Source organism: Amycolatopsis sp. N2S4-7 (genome assembly GCF_058119595.1).
Genome location: NZ_CP172299.1, coordinates 6,715,160 through 6,732,405, shown reverse-complemented (window position 1 = coordinate 6,732,405; position 17,246 = coordinate 6,715,160). Strand labels below are relative to the sequence as shown.

At 70.1% G+C, this 17,246-nt stretch carries 18 protein-coding genes; 4 read left to right on the top strand and 14 right to left on the bottom strand.

Going from position 1 to position 17,246, the window contains the following annotated elements:
- Positions 1-20 precede the first annotated feature (20 nt).
- The 11 genes from ACH54P_RS31880 to ACH54P_RS31830 form a co-directional block, all read right to left on the bottom strand.
- Positions 21-1,133: an ABC transporter ATP-binding protein gene (locus tag ACH54P_RS31880; protein WP_489907018.1), complete on the bottom strand. Its 1,113-nt coding sequence runs from the start codon at positions 1,131-1,133 to the stop codon at positions 21-23.
- Positions 1,130-2,125 carry an ABC transporter ATP-binding protein gene (locus ACH54P_RS31875; RefSeq protein WP_489907017.1) on the bottom strand — a complete coding sequence of 332 codons (996 nt, stop codon included), beginning with the start codon at positions 2,123-2,125 and terminating at the stop codon, positions 1,130-1,132. Before ACH54P_RS31875 ends, ACH54P_RS31880 begins: the two co-directional genes overlap by 4 nt.
- A gap of 6 nt (positions 2,126-2,131) precedes the next feature.
- Positions 2,132-3,061: an ABC transporter permease gene (locus ACH54P_RS31870; protein WP_285987087.1), complete on the bottom strand. Its 930-nt coding sequence runs from the start codon at positions 3,059-3,061 to the stop codon at positions 2,132-2,134.
- On the bottom strand, positions 3,058-4,059 hold the full coding sequence (locus tag ACH54P_RS31865; protein WP_489907016.1) for an ABC transporter permease: 1,002 nt from the start codon (positions 4,057-4,059) through the stop codon (positions 3,058-3,060). The genes ACH54P_RS31870 and ACH54P_RS31865 overlap by 4 nt, the downstream gene beginning before the upstream one ends.
- A gap of 82 nt (positions 4,060-4,141) precedes the next feature.
- Positions 4,142-5,821 carry an ABC transporter substrate-binding protein gene (locus ACH54P_RS31860; RefSeq protein WP_489907015.1) on the bottom strand — a complete coding sequence of 560 codons (1,680 nt, stop codon included), beginning with the start codon at positions 5,819-5,821 and terminating at the stop codon, positions 4,142-4,144.
- Between the two features lie 328 nt (positions 5,822-6,149).
- Entirely contained in the window at positions 6,150-6,692 is a 543-nt protein-coding gene (locus tag ACH54P_RS31855) for a uridine kinase family protein (protein ID WP_489916744.1), read from the bottom strand.
- 74 nt (positions 6,693-6,766) lie between these two features.
- Positions 6,767-7,201: a DUF2304 domain-containing protein gene (locus tag ACH54P_RS31850; protein ID WP_489907014.1), complete on the bottom strand. Its 435-nt coding sequence runs from the start codon at positions 7,199-7,201 to the stop codon at positions 6,767-6,769.
- A 13-nt stretch (positions 7,202-7,214) separates the two neighbouring features.
- Entirely contained in the window at positions 7,215-7,916 is a 702-nt protein-coding gene (locus tag ACH54P_RS31845; RefSeq protein WP_489916742.1) for a glycosyltransferase family 2 protein, read from the bottom strand.
- A 112-nt stretch (positions 7,917-8,028) separates the two neighbouring features.
- Entirely contained in the window at positions 8,029-9,996 is a 1,968-nt protein-coding gene (locus tag ACH54P_RS31840; protein ID WP_489907013.1) for a DUF6541 family protein, read from the bottom strand.
- A gap of 78 nt (positions 9,997-10,074) precedes the next feature.
- On the bottom strand, positions 10,075-11,397 hold the full coding sequence (locus tag ACH54P_RS31835) for a lipopolysaccharide biosynthesis protein (protein WP_489907012.1): 1,323 nt from the start codon (positions 11,395-11,397) through the stop codon (positions 10,075-10,077).
- Entirely contained in the window at positions 11,394-12,413 is a 1,020-nt protein-coding gene (locus tag ACH54P_RS31830) for a glycosyltransferase family 2 protein (protein ID WP_489907011.1), read from the bottom strand. The genes ACH54P_RS31835 and ACH54P_RS31830 overlap by 4 nt, the downstream gene beginning before the upstream one ends.
- Positions 12,414-12,497: 84 nt before the next feature.
- On the opposite strand from ACH54P_RS31830, the gene ACH54P_RS31825 reads away from it, so the two are divergent.
- Positions 12,498-13,595: a UDP-N-acetylglucosamine 2-epimerase gene (locus ACH54P_RS31825; protein ID WP_489907010.1), complete on the top strand. Its 1,098-nt coding sequence runs from the start codon at positions 12,498-12,500 to the stop codon at positions 13,593-13,595.
- Between the two features lie 57 nt (positions 13,596-13,652).
- Positions 13,653-14,207: a glucosaminidase domain-containing protein gene (locus tag ACH54P_RS31820; RefSeq protein WP_489907009.1), complete on the top strand. Its 555-nt coding sequence runs from the start codon at positions 13,653-13,655 to the stop codon at positions 14,205-14,207.
- A 312-nt stretch (positions 14,208-14,519) separates the two neighbouring features.
- On the opposite strand, the gene recR is transcribed toward ACH54P_RS31820, so the two are convergent.
- Together recR and ACH54P_RS31810 are read right to left on the bottom strand one after the other, a co-directional pair.
- On the bottom strand, positions 14,520-15,116 hold the full coding sequence (recR, locus tag ACH54P_RS31815; protein WP_489907008.1) for a recombination mediator RecR: 597 nt from the start codon (positions 15,114-15,116) through the stop codon (positions 14,520-14,522).
- A 5-nt stretch (positions 15,117-15,121) separates the two neighbouring features.
- Positions 15,122-15,481 carry a YbaB/EbfC family nucleoid-associated protein gene (locus ACH54P_RS31810; protein ID WP_489907007.1) on the bottom strand — a complete coding sequence of 120 codons (360 nt, stop codon included), beginning with the start codon at positions 15,479-15,481 and terminating at the stop codon, positions 15,122-15,124.
- 78 nt (positions 15,482-15,559) lie between these two features.
- Between ACH54P_RS31810 and ACH54P_RS31805 the strand changes: the two genes are divergently transcribed.
- The gene (locus ACH54P_RS31805) at positions 15,560-16,402 is read left to right on the top strand and encodes an N-acetylmuramoyl-L-alanine amidase (protein WP_489907006.1); all 843 of its coding nucleotides are present in this window, start codon (positions 15,560-15,562) and stop codon (positions 16,400-16,402) included.
- Here ACH54P_RS31805 and ACH54P_RS31800 read toward each other — a convergent pair.
- Entirely contained in the window at positions 16,387-16,740 is a 354-nt protein-coding gene (locus tag ACH54P_RS31800; protein WP_489907005.1) for a winged helix-turn-helix transcriptional regulator, read from the bottom strand. The two genes, ACH54P_RS31805 and ACH54P_RS31800, sit on opposite strands and share 16 nt — an antisense overlap.
- 49 nt (positions 16,741-16,789) lie before the next feature.
- Here ACH54P_RS31800 and ACH54P_RS31795 point away from each other — a divergent pair, with 49 nt between their 5' ends.
- Complete coding sequence (locus tag ACH54P_RS31795) at positions 16,790-17,221, top strand: TIGR03618 family F420-dependent PPOX class oxidoreductase (protein ID WP_489907004.1); 432 nt, start codon at positions 16,790-16,792, stop codon at positions 17,219-17,221.
- Positions 17,222-17,246: the final 25 nt, after the last annotated feature.

Genomic DNA, 17,246 nt, shown 5'->3' with positions numbered 1-17,246 from the left:
ATCCCGGCCGGCCACCACACTCAGAGGATTTCGGCGGAGGTGCCGATGTCCGGCGGACCCAGGTCGGGGTTCAGCGCCCCGGTGAGTTCCACCAGTTCCGGCTTCACCTCGTGCGGCTGGATGCGCCCGTCGCGGATGTCCTCCGCGTAGTGGCACGCCACCCGGTGGCCGCCGCCGATTTCGCGGAGCTGCGGGCGGTCGGTGTCGCACAGGCTCGCCTGCTTCCACGGGCACCGCGTGTGGAAGCGGCAGCCCGACGGCGGGTTCGCCGGCGACGGCAGGTCACCGGCGAGCAGGATCTGCTCGCGGGTGTCCTCGACCTGCGGGTCCGGCACCGGGATGGCCGACAGCAGCGCCCGCGTGTACGGGTGCAGCGGGTCCCGGTACAGCGAATCCGCGTCGGTCTCCTCCACCAGCGCGCCCAGGTACATCACGCCGATGCGGTCGGAGATGTGCCGCACCACCGCGAGGTCGTGCGCGATCACCACGTACGTCAGGCCGAGCTGGTCCTGCAGGTCCTCCAGCAGGTTGACCACCTGAGCCTGCACCGAAACGTCCAATGCGGACACCGGCTCGTCGGCGACGATCAGGTCCGGCTCCACGGCCAGCGCCCGCGCGATGCCGATGCGCTGGCGCTGCCCGCCCGAGAACTCGTGCGGGTACTTCCGCAACGACGTCTCCGGCAGGCCGACCGCGGACAGCAGCTGCCGCAGCCGCCGCTGGGTGGCTTCCTTGTCCTTGTCGAGGCCGTGCGCGTGCATGCCCTCGACCAGGATGGACTCGACCGACTGCCGCGGGTCCAAACTGGACATCGGGTCCTGGAAGATCATCTGCATCCGGCGCCGGGCCTTCCGCAGTTCCTCTCCCTTGAGCTGCGCGACGTCGGTGCCGTCGAACACCACGTGACCGGAGGTCGGCTCGTTGAGCCGCAGGATCGCCCGGCCCAGCGTGGATTTGCCGCACCCGGACTCGCCCACCAGGCCGTAGGTTTCGCCCCGGCGGATGGCCAGGTCGACACCGTCGACCGCGAACACGTGCCCGACCGTCCGGTCGAACACGACGCCGCTCTTGATCGGGAAGTGCACCTTGAGGTCGGTGACCTCGAGCAGCACGTCACCAGCAGGACGGGTCATCGGGTTCCTCCTCCCGCGGCGACCGCGGGTCGCACGGGGTTGTGACAGCGCAGCAGGCCACCCTGGTCGGGCACCAGCTGCGGCTGAACCTCGCGGCAGACCGGCAGCGCGTTCGGGCAGCGCGGTGCGAAGGCGCACCCGTGGTCCCACGGGATGTTGTCGGACACCGAACCCCGGATCGGGATCAGCTTCTCGCCGCGGCCGGCGTCCAGCCGCGGGATCGAGGCGAGCAGGCCGTGCGTGTACGGGTGCCGCGGCTCGGCGAACAGCTGGTGCCGCTGCGCCCGTTCGACGATCTTGCCGCCGTAGAGGACGTTGACCTCGTCGCACAGCCCGGCGACGACACCCAGGTCGTGCGTGATCATGATCAGCGCGGTCCCGGTGTCCTGCACCAGTTCCCGCAGCAGCGCCAGGATCTGCGCCTGGATGGTGACGTCGAGCGCGGTCGTCGGCTCGTCGGCGATGAGCAGCCGCGGGCGGCACGCCAGCGCGATCGCGATCAGCGCGCGCTGCCGCATCCCGCCGGAAAGCTGGTGCGGGTACTCGGAAAGCCGCCGGGACGGGTCGGGGATGCCGACCTTGTCCAGCAGGTCCACCGCTTCGACGGACGCCACCTTGCGCGACATCCCGCGGTGGCGTTCCAGCACCTCGGTGATCTGCAGCCCGATCGGGATGACCGGGTTCAGCGAGGACAGCGGGTCCTGGAACACCATGCCGAGGTCGCGGCCGCGGCGGTCGCGCATTTCCCGGTCGGACAGCTTGAGCAGGTCGGTGCCCTCGAAGCGCACCGAACCGCTGACCTTGTTGCCGCGCTTGGCCAGCAACCGCATGATCGCCAGCGACGTCACGGACTTGCCGCAGCCGGACTCGCCGACCAGGCCGACCGTCTGGCCCGGTTCGACGTCGAAGCTGACGTTGTCCACCGCGGTGAACGACTGCTCGCCACGGCGGACGAAATCGACTTTGAGATCACGGACCTCAAGGAGTGCCATGGGGGTTCACCGCCTGTTCTTCGGGTCGAGGGCTTCGCGGAGGGACTCGCCGAGCAGCGTGAACCCGAGCGCCACGATGATGATCGCGATCGCCGGGTAGTACGCGAGCTCGGGCCGGACGTCGAGGAACTGCCGGGCACCCTTGCTCAGCATGATGCCCCACTCCGCCCGGTTCGGGTCCGGGTCGCCCAGACCGAGGAACGACAGCGCCGCGGCCTCCAGGATGGCGGTCGCCAGGGTCAGCGTGGCCTGCACGATGACCGGGCCGAGCGAGTTCGGCAGCATGTGCCGGAACACGATCGCGCCGCGCTTCACGCCCAGCGACGTCGCCGCGAGGACGTGGTCGCTGCTGCGCTGCGTCAGCATCGACCCGCGCAGCAGCCGCGCGAAGATCGGCACCCCGATCATCGAGACGGCCAGGATCACCGTCCACTGGCTGGGCTTGGCGAACAGCGCCGCGACCGAGATGGCCAGCAGCAGCGACGGCACCGACAGCATCACGTCGACGAGTCGCATGAGGACGGTGTCGACCCAGCCGCCGAACGCGCCGGCGAGCCCGCCGATGACGACGCCGACGAGCACGCCGATCACCGTGGCGAGCACACCGACGAGGAGGGTGTTCTGCGCGCCGACGATCAACCGCGACAGCTCGTCGCGGCCGAAGTCGTCCACGCCGAGCGGGAAACCCGGCTGAGGGCCGGGGATGATCCCCTGGCCGAGCGCGACCTGGCCCTGCAGGTAGCGCTCGAACGGGTCCTTGGGCGCGATCAGCGGCGCGAACACCGCCAGCAGCACGAACAGGCCGGTGATCGCGGCGCCGGTGATCGCCACCGGGCTGCGCAGCATCCGCCGCAGGGCTTCGCCGCCGAGGCTGCGCCCGCTCGCCGCCGCGAGCTTGTCGATCGGCTCTTTCTTCTTGTTCAGCAGAGTGTTCATCGCACACGCACCCTCGGGTCGATGATCCCGTACGAGACGTCGACCAGCATGTTCACCAGCACGTACACCAGCGCCCCGAAGAGCAGCAGCGCCTGCAGCCGGGGGTAGTCACGCCGTTCGATGCCTTCGGCCAGCAGGAACCCGAGGCCGCGGAAGTTGAACACGCGCTCGGTCAGCACCGCGCCGCCGAGCAGCGCGCCGGTCTGCAGGCCGATGGTGGTGACCACCGGCAGCAGGCCGTTGCGCAGCACGTGCCGCCGCCGGACGACGGGCTGCGTGAGGCCCTTCGAGTTGGCCGTGCGGATGAAGTCCTCGTTGAGCACTTCGAGCACCGACGCGCGGGTGATCCGGGTGATCACCGCGAGCGGGATGGTGGCGAGCGCGAACGCCGGGAGGATCAGGTGCCTGATCGCGTCCCAGACCGCGTCCCACTCGCTGGTCATGATGCCGTCGAGGATGGCGAAGTTGGTGATGGCGGTCGCGTCCAGCCCGGCGGTCTGCCGTCCCTGCGACGGCAGGCCCAGCGGCCCGGAGAGCAGGTCCTGCATCATGTAGCCGAGGAAGAAGACCGGGACCGCGACGCCGATCAGGGTCAGCACGATGATCACGTTGTCGGCGACGCCGCCGCGGTAGCGGGCCGACAGGTAACCCGCCGGGATGCCGATGACCACCGCGACGATCATCGCGGAGAGCCCCAGCTCGATGGTGGCCGGCAGGAAGGTGCCGATCTCCGACATCACCGGCTGGGTGGAGACCAGCGAGGCGCCGAAGTCACCGGTGAGCGCGCGGCCGAGGAACTTGAAGTACTGGATGATGACCGGCTGGTCGAGCCCCAGCACGTGGTTGAGGTTGGCGATCTTCTCCGGCGTTGCCTTGTCGCCGAGGAGGGCCGCCGCGGGCCCTCCGGGCAGCGAGCGTAGCCAGGCGAAGACCAGGATGGACAGGATGAGCAGCGTCGGGATCGCTTGTAGCAGCCGACGCAGGAGAAAACGGAGCACTTGGTGTCCTTTGGGGCCAGCCCGGGAGGTACGGGCATGGGGTGGGCGCGGTAGCGCCCACCCCATGCGCTCGAGGCAGAACTCAGTTGACGGTGACGGTGTTGAACCGCTCGTCGGTCAGCGGGCTGGCGACCAGGCCCTTGACCTTCGGGCCGACCACGATGGCGGGCGGGCCGTAGGAGATCGGGATGGCGGGCAGGTAGTCCATGATCTGCTTGTTGACTTCCTGGTACGCCTTGGCGTGCGCGTCGCCGGCGGGCGAGGCGTCCGCGGCGGCGAGCGCCTGGAACAGCTGCGGGTTGTCGAACCCGAACTCCTTCTTCGTGCGACCGAAGAAGGTGCCGACGAAGTTCCCCGCGTCGTTGTAGTCACCGGTCCAGCCGAGCAGGTGGAGGTCCTGCTTGCCGAACTTCTGCACGTCGTCCTTGTAGCCACCGTTCCACGGCTTGGCGACCGGCTCGATCTTGATGCCGATGGCCTTCAGGTCCTCCGAGAACGAGGTGAAGACGTCCGCCGGGTTCGGCATGTACGGCCGGGTGACCTCGGTCGGGTAGTAGAACTTCAGCGTCAGGTTGGTCGCCCCGGCCTCCTGGAGCAGCTGCTTCGCCTTCTCCGGGTTGTACGGGTACTTGGTGACGTCGTCGGTGTAGCCGGAGATCGTCTTGGGCACGAACTCGGTGGCGACCTCGGCACCCTCGGGCAGCTTGCTCTTCACGAACTGCTCGCGGTTGATGCCGTAGGCCAGCGCCTGGCGGACCTTGACGTCCTTCAGCTTCTCGCCGGCCGGGCCGGACTGGTTGATGCCCATGTAGAGGACGTTGAACGGCGGGCGCACCAGCACCTGCTCGCCTTCGTTGCGCAACAGGCCGTAGTCGGCGGGCGCCGGGTAGTCGTAACCCTGGATGTCGCCGGCCTTGAGCGCCTGCTTGCGGGCGTTCTCGTCCGGGATCACCTTGAAGATCAGCTTGTCGAGCTTGGCCGTCTGGGTCGGGCTGGTGTCGTTCTTGGACAGGGTGATCTCACCCTTGCCCTGGTCCCAGCCGTCGAACTTGAACGGGCCGGTGCCGACCGGGTGCTTGTTCGCGTACTCGCTGTAGGTGAACGAGTCGCCGGACTGGGTGACCTCGTCCGACTTGTACTGCCTGAGCGCGGTCGGGCTCTGCATCGCGAACGACGGCAGGGTGAAGGCCGCCGGGAACGCGCCCTTGGCCTTGTTGAGGTTCACGACCGCGGTCGCCGGGTCCTTGGCTTCGCAGCTCTTGTAGACCGGGTTGCTGTAGTCGTCGCTCTCGTTCTTGGCGAAGCCTTCGAAGACGTCGGCGTAGTAGATCATCTGGCTCTGGGCGGCGGCGCCCTTCATGTTGTACCAGCGGTCGAAGTTGAAGCAGACCGCGGTCGCGTCGAAGGCCGTGCCGTCGGAGAACTTCACGCCCTGCTTGAGGGAGAAGGTCCAGGTCTTGCCGTCGTTGCTGGACTCCCACTTCTCGGCCAGGGAGGGCTCGAGGTCGGCGGTGCCCGGCTTGTTCTGGATCAGCGTGTCGAAGATCTGCCGCGTGATGCGGAAGGTCTCGCCCTCGTCGTTGAAGATCGGGTCGAACAACTTCGGGTTACCGGCCGCGCCGAAGATCATGGTGCCCCCGGAACCACCCCCTGCGCCCTCTTCACGCTTGGATTCCGCACAGGCGGACAGCGAAACCGCGAGCGCGCCGGCGAGCCCGATCAGGGCCACGCGGCGTGTTCGGGTCAGCCGCAATTGCTGCATCTGGCACCCCTTGGGAGATGTTTCGGGTTCAAAGTCACCGTCCGGTCGGTCAGGAACTCGACGGACGATCGGTGTGCTCGCCGACACTAGCGGGAACTCGGCCCGCACTTAAGCACGTGAGGTTACGATCGCGCTACGTGGGCGTCGATTTGACCGCAATGTGTCCGTAAATCACGACAGAATGTGACCATTTGTGGGCTAACACTCCGCCCAGTGCTCGATCACTAACTCAGATGGCGGTACCCTCGTTAGCCCACTCGTGTTTCCCCGATCGGCTCGCTTGATCGATCCGGAGGGTGGAACTCACGGACGGTGAGCGATCGGTTCCCTACGAAAGTCGGGTTCCGGCGGCTTCGGGGGTGCCGTCGACGGCGAACCAGCCGCGCTCGAACCGTTGCCAGCGGCCCAGTTCGTCCCGTGCGGCTTCTCCGTCCCTCGCCACGGATCGGGCCAGCCGCTCGGCCTCCGAGCCGCCGGAGATCCAGCAGAGGTGCGAAAGCAAGGGTCTTACCGAAGTCCGGCCGCTCGAAACCCCCTCCAGCACCAGGACGTCCGGCGGGCTCACCCGGACGAGCTCCCCCGGCCGGGGTGTTCCGGTGGACCAGTCCATTCGCCGGTAGGCGCCGGGCACGCCGTCCGCGAGGGGACGCAGGACGCCGTCGACGAGCCGGGGCCACCACGCGACGGGGTCGTCCCAGGTCGCGAAGGCATCGGTGCTCACGAGGGCGGTCCGGCAGCGGCGGCCTCGCAGCTCGGCGACGACTTCGGCGGCCAGGGTGGACTTCCCGGCGCCCGAGGGACCGTCGATGGCGAGGACGCGGACCCGGCCGAGCCGGGCGGGTCCGGCGAGCAGAGCGTCGGCCAACGACAGCCGGGCAGGAGCGTTGGCCGGCGACTTCCCGGCGCCCGATGACAGCCGGGCAGGAGCGTTGGCCGAGAAACGCGTCACTTGCTGACGCGCTCGACCTCCGGCAGGCCCTTCACGTCGTCCGGAGCCGCCGTCTTCGCTTCGAGCTCGGCGATCCGGTGCTCCAGCTCGCGCTTGGCGTCCTCGAGCTCGCAGCGCAGCAGGGCGGTCTCCTCGACCGACGTGCGCACTTCTTCTTCGAGGTGCCCGACCTCGGTGGACAGGTGCAGCGACACCAGTGCCAGCACGACGCCGGCGAGGAGGAAGACGAAGTTCGACGGGGTTTCCACCCCGGTCAGCCGGGCCAGGAACTGCGCGGCCGCGGGGATCACGGCCAGCACCACCACGCCGATGGCGACGATGAGCCACACGCCCGCGTACTTCTCGCGGAGCTTGCGGCGCCGCATCATCTCGAGGACGACGAAGAGCACCAAGCAGGCGATGACGATGCTGAGGATGCGCCAACCGGCCATCTTCGCAAGCTCCTTATGCCGAGTCGGAGGAGTCGACCGCGGGGCGGCGGCGTACCAGCGCGAGCAGCAGGGCGAGCCCGGCGCGGCCCAGGTACACGGCCGACTTGACGGGCGAGTGGCTGGGCGTGCCGCCTGCGCGCTCGCGCATGATGACCGGGATCTCCCGGATGGTCAGCTTGGCCCGGATGGCCATGACCAGCGATTCCACCGTGTCGCCGAGGTATTCGGCCGGGTAGTAGTAGGCGAACAGCCGGATCGCGCGGGGGCCCATGGCCTTGAACCCCGACGTGACGTCGGTGAGCCTGGTCTTCGCCAGCCGCGAGAACACGAGCGAGAGCACGACCATCGCGTACTTGCGCGGCCCGCTCGCCTTGTACGAGCCCTTGCCGGCGAACCGGGAGCCGATCACGATGTCCGCGTCGTCCAGGCCGCGCAGCAGCGCCTCGAGCTCGTCCGGGTCGTGCTGGCCGTCCGCGTCCACCTGCACGACGACGTCGTACCCGCGGGCGGCGGCGTAGCGGAAGCCGGTGCGCATCGCGCCGCCGACGCCCAGGTTCACCGCGAGGCGGGCGACCTCGGCCCCGGCCGCGCGGGCGAGCTTGGCGGTTTCGTCGACCGAGCCGTCGTCGACGACCAGCAGGTCGCCGTCCGGCAGCGCGCGTTTGACGTGCTCGATGACCGATGCGACGCTCGCCGACTCGTTCAGCGCGGGCATCACGATGAGCACGCGGCGGCTGGTCACAGTGGTCGCCGGGGTCACAGACACGCGATCACCTTAGCCTGTCGTCTTCGAAGGGAAGTGCCGGGGGACGGCTCGACGCGGCCGGTCACCGGCCGTCACCGGCCGAAGAACCGGACGTCGCGCCGGAGGCGACGACCCCCTGCTGGCCCTCGATCTCGTAGATCGAGGCACCCGGGTTGCGGTAGACCAGCTTGAACCCGGGGCTGGTGTCGAGGTGCAGGAGGCCGACGTCGTTTTCGGTCGTCTTGGTGACCTTGCCGGTGCCGACGAACGCGTACCGCACCTTCAGGTCGGTGAGCAGTTCGCGCACCTTCGGGTACTTCGCGACGTCGTTGCCGAAGACGCTCAGGTAGCCCGCGTCGGTGTTCATCTCGGCGCCGTAGAACGTCCACTGCGTCGGCATCACGCCGGCCAACGCGTACATCCAGACCGAGCCGTCGGCCTTGTCGTTCAGCACGTGCTCGCCGGGCGCGGTGTGCTGGGCGAGCCAGGTGAACGCCGTTTCCTCGTCCTTGTTGACGGTCTGGGTGTCGGCGTAGTTGAGCTGCACGCGGGCGGCGTTGCGGCCGATGTACCCGCCGCGGCTCAGGCCGCCGACGACCAGCGCGACCACGACCATGCCCACGAGGGTGAGCGTCGCGGGCTTGACGTTCGGCAGGCGCGGCGCGACCTTCTCGGCGAACCAGCCGGACGCGGTGTGCGCGAACTCGCCGAACGCGACGCAGCCGGCCAGCGGCACCAGGGCCGCGACGCGCCAGTTGTCGTTGTAGAACGGGCTGCTCAGCGTGTGCACCAGGTCCGTCTCGAGCGACACGGTCGCCGCGAACAACGCGCCGAGCACGACGTACGCGCCGACCATCCAGAGCATCCGCCGGTGCTTGACCAGCAGGAACACGCCGATGATGGCCGGGATGCCGATCCACCACTGCGGGAACGCGGCCATCGGCGAGAACGTGATGGTCTCGCCGACCGCGCCGGTGACGGTCGCCTCGGAGGCCCAGAACGCGCTGGTCACGCCGGTCGCGTTGTACAGCGAAGGCAGCACCACCGGCAGGCCGAACACGGCCGCCAGCACGACCGTCGCCACCAGCGACGGCATCGAGCGGCGCCAGGTGATCGGCTCGAAGCGGAAGACCACCGCGGCCAGGATCAGCAGGAAGTACACGATGACGACGAACACGACGCTCGTGTGCAGGCCGGCGAGCCCGGCCACGCCGACGCCGATGGCGACCGGGCCGGCGATCCCGCGGGGCTCCAGCAGGTGGCGCGCCACCGCGAGCGCGGCCGGGATCAGCGCAACGCCGGCGACGAACGGCCACAGCGGGCCGCGCCACAGCGAGTCGTAGGGGAACACCGTGAAGCACGCCGACACCGTGGCGGCCGCGGCGACGCCGATCGGCGGCATCCGCCAGGCGTGGCACATCGCGGCGACGCCGAGCGGCACGGTGAGGACCACCGCGAGCGCCGCCAGGTTCAGCGTCGGCATCATCGTCAGGCCGCCCTTGCCGAAGACCAGGGCGAGCAGTGCGTGGTAGGTGTCCGGGTAGAAGTAGTTCGTCTGGTTCGGCAGGTTCGCGATGGTGCCGACGGTCGACGGCCGGGCGTCACCGTGCTCGGCGATCCAGCGCACCAGGTTGGCGTGGAACGGCGCGTCCCAGCCCTGCTGGACGTTGTCGAGGTTCCGGACGCCGCGCAGGAAGGTGACGGCCCCGATGCCCATGCCGGCGGCCACACCGAGCCCGATGAGCACCTGGTCGCGGACGCTGCGCGCGGGCCGCTCGGGCTCGGTCCAGTCGGGGTGGCGGCGGGCGGTGAACCGGTTCACGGCGAAGGCCAGCGCGAACCCGAGAACGGACACCACGAGGGTCCACAGCGCGACGTTCGGCAGGGTCCAGCGGATGCCGAGCCTGCCGAGCACCGGGATGCCCAGCGCGACGAGGCCGAACGTGAGCATCGGCCCGGCCGCGGCCAGCGTCCACCCCCGCAGCCGGATCGCGGCACCGAACACCAGACCCGGCAGCCAGAACGCGAGCAAAACGAGTAGCACGTTCATCGAATCGCTGTCCCAACCTCACCGGCGCTCCACGCCGTTCCCGTCCCACCAGCGGGGCCATCGCACCCTACTGGGCCACTACGAAGACGCTTCAACGGCTCCCGCGGTTGTGCCGGTGCCGGTTTCCGGAGCCCGCCGCAGGACGAACGCGAGCACGACGGCCAGGCCCAGAGCCGGCGCCGCGGCGAGCGCGACAACCGCGCGGAACACGGTGTCGCCGGGGAGGAACAGCAGGAACAGGGAAGCCGTGCCGGTGACGACGGCCCAGGTGACCAGCACGAGCCGCGCCTGGGTGCGCGCCACGAGCACGGCCGTGAGCAGCTGCATCGGCACCAGCAGCACCGAGGACCACACCAGCCCCGCGACCGACCAGCCGTCGATGTCGTAGCCGGGGCCGCTGACCAACCGCACCGCCCACGGACCGAGCCACAGCCCGACCAGCGCGCCGAGCGCGGCCAGCGCCAGCGAGGCGACGGCGCCGAGGGCCAGCACGCGGCGCAGCCGGTGGCGGCCCTCCTCGGTGACCGACAGCCGGACGACGAACGGCACGGCCAGCGACTGCACCGGCCCGATCAGGGTCAGCGGCAGCCGGGCGATGACCAGCGCGGCGAACAGCGCGCCGACGCGGTCGCCGTCCCCGCCGGGCGCCAGCAGGCCGACCAGCGCCGGGTAGCCGGTGATGACCGCCGACGTCAGCGCGGCGCCGACCAGCAGCATGCTCATCCGGCGGGTCGTGACGCCCCAGCCGTCGCCGTCGACGTGCGGGTCGAGCAGGCGCCGGGCCGGGCGGGCGAACAACAGCCAGGCGAACGAGCCCGCGGCCACCGCGATCGCCAGCGAGACGACGTTGTAGGCGACCGAGACGAAGAGGACGCCGAGGACGAGCGCCCGCACCGCCGGTTCGGCGACCACGAGCAGCGAGAACGCCTTCACCTTGTGCTGCCCGATCAGCAGGCCGCGGGTGCCGAACTGGCAGGCGAACGCGACGCCGCCGGCCAGCACGATCAGGGCCAGCGACCAGTCGCCGTGGAACAGCCGGTCGTTGACCGGCGGGATCAGCAGGGCCAGGGAGAAGGCGGCCGCGACGAAGACGCCGACGGCCACCGCCCGCAGCGCCGGGCGGCCCGCCTTGCCACCCCCGAGCGCCGCCACCGCCGACTGGCGGGACAGCTCCTGCTCGAGCGGGGAGAGCGTGCTGCCGAGGCCCATCACCAGGCCCCAGAACGTGACGAAGATGGCGTACTCCTGCGGCGGCAGGAGGCGCTGGCAGGCGACGGTGAGGACGTAGCCGAGGCCGATCGACACGATCAGCGAGCTGCCGAGGCTGCCCGCGGTGGTGCGGCCGTTGCGCACCCCGGTGTCGGCCTCCACGTCCGTCCCCTTCACGCCGGCGGTGCTCATCGGCGGCGGAGCTTGGTCCGCACGGCCATGGCCAGTCCACGCAGGACACCGGCGCCGAAACCGCCCGCGAACACCGGCAGCAGCTTGGTGACCGCGCGGGCCTCCGGGCCGGTCGCGCCGCACTTCTTCACGACCTCGCCGGCCGCCACGGCACCGAGCACGCCGGCGGCCAGGGTCGTCTTCGGCTTCTTCGCGGCGAAGGCCAGCCCGACCACCCCGGCGGCGAGGGCGCCGAACAGGGCGTTGCGGGCCGGGCCGGGCGAGCCGATGTAGGAGTCCACATAGGTGGTCCCGCGGAAGTAGGCCTGCTGCGCGAACTTCTTGAACGAGTCGCGCCCGTTGTAGACGGCGGAGAACTCCGGGGCCAGCCAGATCCGCTCGCGCTCGGCGATCCAGCGCAGCATCCGGGTGTCGTCGCTGGCGAAGCGGATGTCGTCGAACAGCGACACGAAAGCCGTCACGGAACCTTCGAGAAGGCCGCGGCGGGCGCAGAAAAACGTCGTCCCCTTGGGGTAGACGTCGAATTCCTCAATGCCGTACGACGTCAGCCGCGGATTCGCGAAGTATTTGCGCCACGGGACCTTCACCAGCCCGGCCATGAATCCCGCGTACGGGTTGTGGTCGGAGGCGACGTTGATGTGCCCGTTCCAGACCGCGCGCTCGGGGTGGTCCACGAGCTGGTCGCGCAGGAACGTCAGGCTGCCTTCGTCGACGATGACGCGGCTGTCGAGCAGCACGATCCAGTCGCCGGACGACTTCGCGATGCCCGCGCTGCGCGCCTCGAAGCGGCCCGAGTTGGCCTGGCTGAGCACCGTGATGCCGTGGCGTTCGCGCAGCTCGTCGAGCCGCGACGGCGTGGCGTCGGTGCTGCCGTCGTCCACGACGACAACCTCGATCGGCCAGCTCGCCGCCTCGGCCGAGGCGAGCAGCGCGCCGACACTGCGGTCGATCCAGTCCTGCTCGTTGTAGACCGGGATCACGACACTGAGCGAGGGGAGGAGCGGGTTCGCACTCACCGTGCCGAGGCTACCCGGCGGCCCCGGCGGCGGGTCGGCCAGTATCCTTACGCCACCGCACCCGACCAGGAATGGGCTCTCACGGTGATTTCCTTCATCCTCGGCACCACCGCGGAACTGATCAAGATCGCGCCGGTTTACCACGGGATCGTCGAGCGCGGGGTGCGGCCGAAGATCTGGTTCACCGCGCAGCACGTCGACGAGGTGGCCGACGTCCTGGCCGACCTGAACCTCCCGGAGCCGGACGTCTGGCTGGTGCCGCGCGACAAGGCCCACAACCTCGAGTCGCCGGCGCAGGTACCGGGCTGGGCGGCGCAGGTGCTGCGCACCGCGTGGGGCCGCCGCCACGAGCTGCGCGCGGCGCTGGCCGAGGACGGCCGCCCGCCGCTGGTGCTGGTGCACGGCGACACGTTCACCACGCCGTACGGCGCGCTGATCGGGAAGCGGATCCTCAAGTCGCGGGTCGGGCACATCGAGGCGGGCGCGCGGTCGGGCAGCATCCTGTCGCCGCTGCCCGAGGAGCTCAACCGCAAGATCGCGGCGAAGGTCGTCGACATCCACTTCGCGCCGACCGCGCGCGAGGTGAACAACCTGCGGCACACCCGCGGGGTGGTCGTCGACACCGAGGCGAACACGGCGATCGACTCGATGCGCCTGGCGATCGGCCAGCCCCTGGTGGTCAAGGACCTGCCGGAGAAGTTCGGCCTGGCCACCCTGCACCGCTTCGAGCTGCTGTCCCGGGCGGACAAGTACCGCGAGGCGCTGGAGATCCTGCGCGAAGAGAGCCGCAAGATGCCGGTGCTGTACATGGCCGGCGCGCCGGAGCGGGAGAAGATCCGCGCCCTGAACCTGGAGCACCTCTTCGACAACCGGTTCATCATCCGGCCGAAGCTGCGGTACCTGAAGTTCCTGCCGCTGGTCGCGCGCGCCGAGTACGTCGTCACCGATTCGGGTGGTCTGCAGGAGGAGTGCGGCTACCTCGGCCTGCCGTGCGCGGTGCACCGCAACCGCACCGAGCGGCACGTCGGCATCGGGGCGAACATCGAGCTCACCGAGATGCGCGGGGACAAGCTGCGCGAGTTCCTCGCCACCTACTCCGAGCGCCGCGGCGAGAACTGGATGGACAAGTACCACCCGTCCGAGGTGGTCGTGAACACCCTGGCGCAGCTCGGCTACTGCTGAGTCCTTCGTCCGGGTGACCTTCGGTTTCCCGGGCGGTGGATCGGGCACGGTTTTGCCATGATCCACATCGGACTGGCGGCGGTCCTGCTGGTGACCCCGCCGATCGACCAGGCCTCCGTTCGCGAGGCGGCGCTGGACTCGGGCTTCCAGGAGGCGTACGTCGCCGTGGCGGGCCCGATCGCCCGCGCGATCCACGCGGCGTACGACATCCCGGCGTCGGTCACGGTGGCGCAGTCGATCCTGGAGTCGAACTGGGGCCGCAGCAAGCTGTCGACGGCGGAGCGGAACTACTTCGGCTTCAAGTGCGTGACGGCGACGAGCCCGGGCCCGATCGCGCTCGGCTGCGCGCGCTACCCGACAACGGAGTGCGTGCCGTCACCGTGTCACCCGGTCGACGCGTTCTTCCGCACGTACGCGTCGACCGACGACTCATTCCGCGACTACGGCCGGCTGCTGACGACGAGCGCGAACTACGCGGCAGCGCTCCCGGTCCGCGACGACCCCGACGCGTTCACCCGGGCGGTGGCCCGCAAGTACGCCACCGACCCGGAGTACGCGAACAAGGTGATCAGGTTGATGGACCTGTACGACCTGCGCCGCTTCGACCAGTGAGCGGTTAAGCGTCGTTCTCCGCGCCCGGTGAGCGGGTCGTCCTCGCCGGCGACAGCGGCCCGGTAGGGGCCGGAGCCGAACACCACGGTGATCCGCACCTGACCGCCCGGGACCGGCTCGAGCCGCAGCGCGCCGGGCTCGTCGCCCAGCCGGGCCTCCGCGAGCTCTCCGACGGTCAGCTCGACCACGCCGGACCTGCGGTGGTCCCCTCTCGAGCGGGAAGCTCGGCACAGTCGCGGATGTCGAGCAGTTCGGCCTCCGTCCCCCGCTCGGTGAGCAGTTGCGTCCGGGCCGGGGTCGAGCGGCCGGCCGTCAAAGGGCGCGGCGGCCCGAGAGCGCGCGGCCCAGCGTCAGCTCGTCCGCGAACTCCAGGTCACCGCCCATCGGCAGGCCGGACGCCAGCCGCGTCACCGTCAGGCCCGGGAAGTCGCGCAGCATGCGGACCAGGTACGTCGCCGTCGCTTCGCCCTCGGTGTTGGGGTCCGTCGCGATGATGATCTCGCTGATGTCGGCCTCGCCGATGCGCTTGAGCAGCTCACGCATCCGCAGCTGCTCCGGGCCGATGCCCGACAACGGGTCGAGCGCGCCGCCCAGCACGTGGTAGCGGCCCTTGAACTCGCGCGTGCGTTCGACCGCCAGGACGTCCTTCGGCTCCTCGACCACGCAGATGACCGTGAGGTCGCGGCGCTCGTCGCGGCAGATGCGGCACTTCTGCTGCTCGGAGACGTTGCCGCAGACCTCGCAGAACTGCACGCCCTCCTTGACCTTGCCGAGCACGTCCTGCAGCCGCGCGATGTCGGCCGGGTCGGTGGCCAGCAGGTGGAACGCGATCCGCTGGGCGCTCTTCGGCCCGACCCCGGGCAGCCGCCCGAGCTCGTCGATCAGGTCCTGGACGACACCTTCGTACAAGTTCGTCAGCCGCCGAAACCGAGGCTGCCGAGGTCCGGCATGCCGCCACCGCCGCCGAGGCCGTTGGCCAGCGGGCCGAGCTTCTGCTCGGTGAGCTTCTGCGCGTTCGCCGACGCGTCGCGGACCGCCGCGACGACCAGGTCGGACAGCGTCTCGACGTCGTCCGGGTCGACGACCTTCGGGTCGATCTGGAGGCTCTTCAGCTGGCTGTCACCGGAGACGGTCGCGGTGACCAGCCCGCCGCCGGCACTGCCGGTGACCTCGGTGTTGGCGAGCTCTTCCTGGGCCTCGACGAGCTTCTGCTGCATCTGCTGCGCCTGCTGCATCAGCTGGGAAAGGTCGAAGCCGCCGCCGGGTTGCACCATGATCCCACTCGGTCCTCTCTGCACGCCTGTGTCGCCACCAGGGTAGTCGCGCCACGCGCGGTGCCGGGCTGTGGCACCGTGGTCGCCGTGCGACGCGCGACTGCCCCCCTCCTGCTGGCCGGTGCCCTGCTGCTCACCGGCTGTGCCGACGATGCCCCGGCGGCGCCGGCGCCCGCTCCCGTGACCACGCGGACGGTCACGCCGACGCCGACGACGGTCACGCCGCCTTCCCCGTCTTCGCCTTCGGTCGCCGCGCCGCCTCCGGTCGCCGCCGGGAAGGTCGTCGTGCTGGACCCCGGGCACAACGGCGGGAACGGCGCGCACCCGGCGGAGATCAACCGGCCGGTGCCCGCGGGGCGCGGGCAGACCAAACCGTGCAACACGACCGGCACCGCCACCAACGACGGCTACCCCGAGCACGCCTTCACCTTCGACGTCGCGCGACGGGTCGGGGAAGCGTTGACGGGCAAGGGAATCCATGTTGTCTACACGCGACAGGACGACACGGGCGTCGGCCCCTGCGTCGACCGGCGGGCCGCGATCGGCAACGAGGCGAACGCCGACGCCGTCGTCTCGGTCCACGCCGACGGCTCGAACTCCGCGGGCGCGAACGGCTTCCACGTCGCGTATTCGTCGCCGCCGCTGAACGCGGCGCAGGGCGAGCCGTCGACGCGGCTCGCGAAGACGCTGCGGGACACGATGCGCACGAGCGGCTTCAGCACGGCGAACTACATCGGCGGCGACGGCCTGTCGGCACGTTCGGACCTCGCCGGGTTGAACCTTTCGACGCGCCCGGCGGCGCTCGTCGAGTGCGGCAACATGCGCAACGCGGCCGAGGCGGCACGGATGACGAGCGCGGAAGGGCGCCAGCAGTTCGCGTCGGCCATCGCGGCGGCGATCGAGGCCTACCTGGCCTCTTGAGCCTCGAGAACGGCCTCGCCGTGCAGCGTCGCCCATTTCGTGAGGACGCCGATCGGCTCGACGAGGGTCCGGCCGAGGTCGGTCAGGCAGTACTCGACCCGCGGCGGCGCTTCGGCGTACGCCCGGCGGTCGACCAGGCCGTACCCCTGGAGCTTGCGCAGCGTCTGGGTGAGGACCTTGCGGGAGATGCCGCCGATGAGGTCGACCAGCTCGCCGTGCCGCCGCGGGCCGCGGCTGAGCGCGAACACGACGACGACCGCCCACTTGTCGGCGATGATCTCGATCGCCAGCCGGGCCGGGCAGTCGGCGAGGAAGACGTCACCGGAGAAGTCACCCATGGCAACAAAGGTACCGAGCGGTACCTGTCGGCTTCCTAATCTCGGGGGCATGGAACTTCCCGAAAGCTGCCACCGGCTGTTCGAGCGGCCGTTCAACGCCGTGCTGACCACGATCAACCCGGACGGCTCCCCGCAGACGTCGATGGTCTGGGCCAGCCGCGAAGGCGACGAGATCGTGATGGGCATGGAGGGCGGCCGTCCCAAGGTGCGCAACATCCGGCGGGATCCGCGCGTCACGGTGCTGATCGAGGACCACGACGGGCGCGACTCGCGCGGCCTCCCCCAGTACCTGCTGGTCCGCGGCACGGCCCGGATCGTGGGCCCGGACATCGCCGACGAGTTCACGGCCCTGATGGACCGGCAGGCTCAGCGGTACCTCGGGGTGCCGAAGTACCTGCTGGGCAACCAGGGCTCACCGACGGCGGTGATCGTCCGGATCAAGGCCGACCGGGTCACGGGCATCGGCCCCTGGGCGGCTTGAGCCGGGTACCGGCCAGGTCGGCTCC